This window comes from Pseudomonas tehranensis (genome assembly GCF_014268615.1).
Classification (GTDB): Bacteria; Pseudomonadota; Gammaproteobacteria; order Pseudomonadales; family Pseudomonadaceae; genus Aquipseudomonas; species Aquipseudomonas tehranensis.
The window spans coordinates 1-5,645 of record NZ_JABWQV010000286.1 but is presented as its reverse complement, the minus strand read 5'-3'; the positions used below and the strand labels follow the sequence as shown (position 1 = coordinate 5,645).

Annotated in this window: 5 protein-coding genes; 3 read left to right on the top strand and 2 right to left on the bottom strand. The window is 61.6% G+C overall.

Annotated features, from left to right (window positions below):
- Positions 1–119: 119 nt before the first annotated feature.
- Positions 120–1,472 (top strand): leucine-rich repeat-containing protein kinase family protein, encoded by a 1,353-nt coding sequence (locus tag HU811_RS24150; RefSeq protein ID WP_186658486.1) that lies wholly within the window; start codon positions 120–122, stop codon positions 1,470–1,472.
- Positions 1,473–1,571: 99 nt separating this feature from the next.
- Here the strand turns inward: HU811_RS24150 and HU811_RS24145 are convergent, their stop codons facing one another.
- On the bottom strand, positions 1,572–2,276 hold the full coding sequence (locus HU811_RS24145; protein WP_092400591.1) for a YebC/PmpR family DNA-binding transcriptional regulator: 705 nt from the start codon (positions 2,274–2,276) through the stop codon (positions 1,572–1,574).
- A 220-nt stretch (positions 2,277–2,496) separates the two neighbouring features.
- Between HU811_RS24145 and HU811_RS24140 the strand changes: the two genes are divergently transcribed.
- Positions 2,497–3,903: a type VI secretion system Vgr family protein gene (locus HU811_RS24140; protein WP_186658484.1), complete on the top strand. Its 1,407-nt coding sequence runs from the start codon at positions 2,497–2,499 to the stop codon at positions 3,901–3,903.
- A gap of 106 nt (positions 3,904–4,009) precedes the next feature.
- Positions 4,010–4,558 carry a cytochrome b gene (locus tag HU811_RS24135; RefSeq protein ID WP_186658483.1) on the top strand — a complete coding sequence of 183 codons (549 nt, stop codon included), beginning with the start codon at positions 4,010–4,012 and terminating at the stop codon, positions 4,556–4,558.
- Between the two features lie 6 nt (positions 4,559–4,564).
- Here HU811_RS24135 and HU811_RS24130 read toward each other — a convergent pair whose 3' ends face one another.
- On the bottom strand, positions 4,565–5,473 hold the full coding sequence (locus tag HU811_RS24130; protein WP_186658482.1) for a 1-aminocyclopropane-1-carboxylate deaminase/D-cysteine desulfhydrase: 909 nt from the start codon (positions 5,471–5,473) through the stop codon (positions 4,565–4,567).
- Positions 5,474–5,645 lie beyond the last annotated feature (172 nt).

Genomic DNA, 5,645 nt, shown 5'->3' with positions numbered 1-5,645 from the left:
GGGCAAGCCTTGCTCCCACAGATAAATCCCTCGCCAAAGGGTTTTGTGTTGGGCTGATTATTGGTTAACTGTCTGGCCTCGGGCGCTACGCCCGCCCCTTGATCAGCAGCGAACCTCTCATGCACACCCTCGCTCAACTGCGCGCCGGCCAGCTATCGGGCATCAAACGGCTGGATCTGTCCTGCGGCCTGACGCAGTTTCCCCGGGAAATCTTCGACCTGGCCGACTCGCTCGAAGTCCTCAATCTCAGCGGCAACCAGTTGACTGCGCTGCCCGATGATCTGCATCGGCTGACCCACCTGCGGGTGTTGTTCTGCTCGGACAACCACTTCATTGAATTGCCCGAATGCCTGGGCCGCTGCGCGGCATTGACCATGGTCGGTTTCAAGGCCAACTGCATCGAACGTGTGCCCGGCGCTGCCCTGCCGCCACTATTGCGCTGGCTGATCCTGACGGACAACCGCATCAGTCAGCTACCGCAAGAGCTCGGCCAACGCCCGTTCTTGCAAAAGCTCATGCTCGCCGGCAACCGGTTGCAGCAGTTGCCCACGACCCTGGGGCAGTGCCATCGTCTTGAACTGCTGCGCATCGCCGCCAACCAACTGACCGAGCTGCCGCAATGGTTGCTGGAATTGCCAAGCCTGAGCTGGCTGGCCTATGCCGGCAACCCGCTGGAAACCCAGGCCAATGCCGACATCCTGGCTGGGACGACGGCCATCGACTGGTCGCAACTTTACGTGCACCAACAATTAGGCGAAGGCGCTTCGGGGGTGATTCATCAGGCGCTGTGGCAGCCCCCGGGCCAGCTAGCGCGGAACGTCGCGCTCAAGCTGTACAAAGGCCAGATGACCAGCGATGGCTCACCCTTGCATGAAATGCACGCCTGCATCACCGCAGGTCGTCATCCGAACCTGATCGACGTGCTGGGCCAGATCAACAGGCACCCCGAGCAACAGGCCGGGCTGGTGATGGAGCTGATCGAGCCCAGCTACCGCAACCTGGCGGGGCTGCCGAGCCTGGCGTCCTGCACCCGCGACGTGTATGCCGACGCACTGCATCTAAGCGCTCCCGCAGCCTTGCGCATCGCCCTGGGCATCGCCTCGGTGGCGGCGCACCTGCACCGCCAGGGCATCACCCACGGCGATTTGTACGGGCACAATATTCTGTGCAATGACCAGGGCGACTGCCTGTTGGGCGACTTTGGCGCGGCGTCTTTCCACGCCACTGCCGACACGGTGCAAACCCGTGCTTTACAACGCATCGAAGTGCGGGCGTTCGGGATTCTATTGGGGGAGTTGCTGGCGCGGATCGAACCGGGGCTCAGTGCTGAGGAACTGGCAACGTTGCAGGATCTGCAGGCGCGCTGCTGTCAGCCGCAAGTGCTGGGGCGGCCGGGGTTTGAGGAGATTGAAGGCTTACTGCGCGACTGTGGCGAGGGAGCTTGCTCCCGCTGGGCTGCGCAGCAGCCCTAAACAGGCACCACGGTCTGTCAGTAAAACCGCATCGCCCGGTTCACGACGGCTTCGCCGCCGAGCGGGAGCAAGCTCCCTCGCCACAAGGTCTTGTGGTGCTTAACCAGCCAACCCGACAAACATGTCCTGCACGTCGTCGTGATTGTCCAGGCCCTCGAGGAACGCCTCGACTTCGGCCATCTGCTCGTCCGTCAGGCCACTGACCGGGTTTTTCGGCTGGTAGCCGAGCTTGGCGGACAGTACGGTGAAACCTTGCTCCGGCAGCGCCTTCTGCACCGCATCGAGGTCGGAGGGATCCGTGAGGAACAGCGTCGCGCCGTCTTCGCCCGGTTCGAAATCCTGGGCACCGGCTTCGATAGCGGCCATTTCCGGATCGGCATCCGGGCTGTCCGGGGAGGCCTCGATCATACCGACATGGTTGAAGTCCCACGCAACCGAACCCGAGGCGCCCAATTGGCCCTTGCGAAACGCAACGCGAATCTCGGCGACGGTGCGATTGATGTTATCGGTCACGCATTCGACGATCAGCGGCACCTGATGCGGTGCGAAGCCTTCGTAGGTCACACGATGGTACTGCACGGTTTCGCCGAGCTGGCCGGAGCCTTTCTTGATCGCGCGCTCCAGGGTCTCGCGGGGCATCGAGGCCTTTTTCGCCTGCTCGACCACCAGTCGCAGATGCGCATTGGTGGCAGTGTCAGCGCCGTTGCGCGCGGCAATGGTGATTTCCTTCACTAGCTTGCCGAAGATCTTGCCCTTGGCGTTGGCAGCCGCTTCTTTGTGTTTAACCTTCCACTGTGCGCCCATTACTCACTCTCTTGTCTGTCGCGCCGAGACATCTGCTGGCCGGCGCTGTGGCGCAAGTTTATACGGCCTAAACCGGCTGATCGACCAAAAAATCACCGCCGATGAATCAACATTTCCCCGATGTGCTGTAGGGAGTTTCTGAAATGGCGATTTGGCCCCCCCTTTCCTCCTACGGTTTCGTACTCTCGTGAACTTCTCTCCCCAGCCAGTAAGAACCGCGATGCGCAACGAATCGGAAAGTCCTTTCAGCCTGACCCTCACGCAAAGCGATTTGCGCCTGCAAGTCCTGAGGTTTAACGGTCGCGAAGCGCTCAACCAGCCCTACCGTTTCGACCTTGAATTGATCGGGCTGTCGCCGCCGATCAATCCCGACACGTTGCTGGACCAGCCCGCCTTCCTGCGACTCGATGGCGAATCCGGCGTGCATGGCGTTGTGCACAGCGTCGGCGTGACGAGCCATGCCCCACACCGCATCGGCTATCGCTTGACGCTGGTGCCGTACCTCCAGCGCCTGGAACAGGGCCCACGGCGACGGGTTTTCTACCGACTCAGCGCTGTGCAGATCCTGCATCGACTGCTGGAAGACAATGCTCTGCCGGCCCACAGCTACCGCTTTGAACTGCCCCATGGACAGTACCCGTGCCGCCCGTTCTGTATCCAGTACGAGGAGAGCGACCTGGAGCTGCTGCACCGGTTGTGTGAAGAAGAAGGCATTCATTACCACTTCGAACACACCGTTCACGGCCATGTCCTGGTGTTCGCCGAAGACCCGAAAAGTTTCCCCGACCGGCCGGTCGAACTGAACCTGCGCCCCGATCCCGGCCAGCAACCAGCCATCAGGCAGGTGTACCAGCGACACTGTACGATGACCCATGGCCTGCCGGTCGGCTTCAGTGATCGCGACACAAGCCAAGCCGGGGACAGCGCGGCCAATCACGCCTTCGAAGGTGAAAATCACGAGACGATACGCAGCAATCCGACGTTGGCTCATCGTTACCAGGCCGGCCGCCGCAGACTTGAGCGGCTGCGCTGTCGACAGCGGGAGATCCAAGGCCATAGCCACCAGCCCTTCCTGCGCAGCGGCCATATCGTGCAGATCAGTGAACACCCGGAGTCCACTTTCAACGACCAGTGGCTGATCACCGATATCCTGCATCGCGGGCGGCAATTTTCAATCCTTGAAACCAACCTGTCGCCCACACCGGCGACCCGCGATTACCGCAACCGGTTTTCGGCCATCCCATGGTCCACCGTATTCAGGCCGGCCCTCAAGCATCCAAGACCCTGCATCCCCGGCTATCACCTGGCATACGTACTCGACCCTGGCGATCAACCGACAAGCCCCGATCAACGCGGCCGTGTCACTGTCAGCCTGTGGACCCCGGATAACGAAGGCATCACGTTGCCGGTGTCACGCCTGACGCCGAACGCCGGCCCCGCCCTGAGGACCGGCAGCGTAGTGCTGGTGAGCTTTCTCGATGGAGACCCCGACCGACCGGTGCTGTGCCTGGGGGTAGGCGATGTTGGCGGTGCGCAGCCGGCTACGCAGGCGAAACCGGTGCAGGGCCAACGAGACACCAGGCTGCTATTGGACTGGCTCCTGAATCCGCCAGACCTGACACCCTGATACTGGCGAAAATGATCTGGCTCAAGCGACGCCAACAAAACGGGCTTACAGTAAGCGCGCAACGCCGCTCAAGACGGTGCTCTACCTGATGACTGGAGATACCTGCATGCCCTGGAAAAGCTCGGAAAACCGCTACAGTACCGTCACGGTCGCCCTGCATTGGCTGATGCTGATTCTACTGGCCGTGGTTTATGCCTGCATCGAACTGCGAGGGATATTCCCCAAGGGCAGTGATGGCCGGACGCTGATCAAAGAAGCTCACTTCATGCTCGGCCTGACCGTGTTTGTGCTGGTCTGGCTACGCCTGTTCGCCCGCAGCATGGGGAAGGCTCCAGCCATCTTTCCAGCCTCGCCTGCCTGGCAGACCTTCATTGCCCACCTGATGCACTGGGCGTTGTACCTGTTCATGATCACCATGCCATTGCTGGGGTGGCTGATCACCAGTGCCGAAGGGCATCAGGTGATGTTCTATGGTTTCGACTTGCCGCTGCTGATCGATCAGGACAAAGACTTTGCCAAACAACTGGAGGGCTGGCATGAGTTGGGGGGCACCATTGGCTACTGGCTGATTGGCCTGCATGCCCTGGCGGGGCTGTACCATCACTACATCGTGCGCGATAACACCCTGCTGCGGATGATGCCCAAACGCGGTTGACGCTGGTTATTCAAACCCTCGGCGGCCTTGCAAGCCGCCGGTGTGAACGAAAATCAAGCGGGTGCCGCGGGCAAACTGTCCGGCCTCGACCCGGGCCTTGAGCAGCATCAACGCCTTGCCGGTATACAACGGCTCCAGTTCGATAGCGTCAGTGGCGTGGATGAAGGCGACGAGTTCGGCGTCGATCCGGGCGAAGCCACCACGGCTGCCGTCGAACAACTCATAACGCGGGTTGCAAAGACCTGCTTGCCCCACGATGCTTTCGACCTGTTGCGCCACGCCGTGATTCGGAGGCACAGCCAACACGCCGTAGACCGAGTGCTCCCCCGCTTCAGCCAACACCAGCCCCGCCAGGGAGGTCCCGGTACCGCAGGCCAGCCACCAGCCGTCATAATCCACCCAACCCAACGCCGCCAATTGTTCACGGGCCCCGGCCACCCAATCCATGCAACCCTGCGCGCCGGACAATCCTGAACCGCCCTCGGGCACCGGATGCAGGAGCGGGTATTGCGCCTGCCAGGGTTGCCAGAAATCCGCGGCGTGCCGCCCTCGGTATCCGCCATAACCCAGCCAGTGCAGATCCATGCCGAACGCTTTGAGGTCAAGGACCGTCGGCGTTTCCTGGGGATGGCCGCGCAGCAGCCCGACCGTTGGGAAACCGAAGCGCTTGCCAGCCGCTGCCAGCGCATGCAGATGGTTGGAATAGACACCGCCCAGGCTCATGATCCCCTGGGCACCGGTCTCATGGGCAGCGCGCACATGGTGAACCAGCTTGAACCACTTATTGCCGCTGATCAGGGGGTCAATCTGATCCAAACGCAGCACTGCCACTTCAACTCCGGCACGGGCGAGCCAGCCCAGATGAAGGCGTTCCAGGCGGGGTTGGGGGCGCCAGTCGAGGCAGGAAAGCAACATTGCAGCAGGCCGGATGGGAAGATGCCGGCATCTTAACAGCTCGGTGTTGGGAGACTTCAGGATCTGATTGCACCGCCCTCCCTGTGGGAGCGGGCTTGCTCGCGATTGCGGTTTGTCAGTTGCATAAATGTCGACTGACCTGCCGCTATCGCGAGCAAGCCCGCTCCCACAG

Coding starts and splice junctions, on each gene's coding strand:
- HU811_RS24150 (WP_186658486.1), top strand. CDS start 120: ATGCACACCCTCGCTCAACTGCGCGCCGGCCAGCTATCGGGCATCAAA.
- HU811_RS24145 (WP_092400591.1), bottom strand. CDS start 2,276: ATGGGCGCACAGTGGAAGGTTAAACACAAAGAAGCGGCTGCCAACGCC.
- HU811_RS24140 (WP_186658484.1), top strand. CDS start 2,497: ATGCGCAACGAATCGGAAAGTCCTTTCAGCCTGACCCTCACGCAAAGC.
- HU811_RS24135 (WP_186658483.1), top strand. CDS start 4,010: ATGCCCTGGAAAAGCTCGGAAAACCGCTACAGTACCGTCACGGTCGCC.
- HU811_RS24130 (WP_186658482.1), bottom strand. CDS start 5,473: ATGTTGCTTTCCTGCCTCGACTGGCGCCCCCAACCCCGCCTGGAACGC.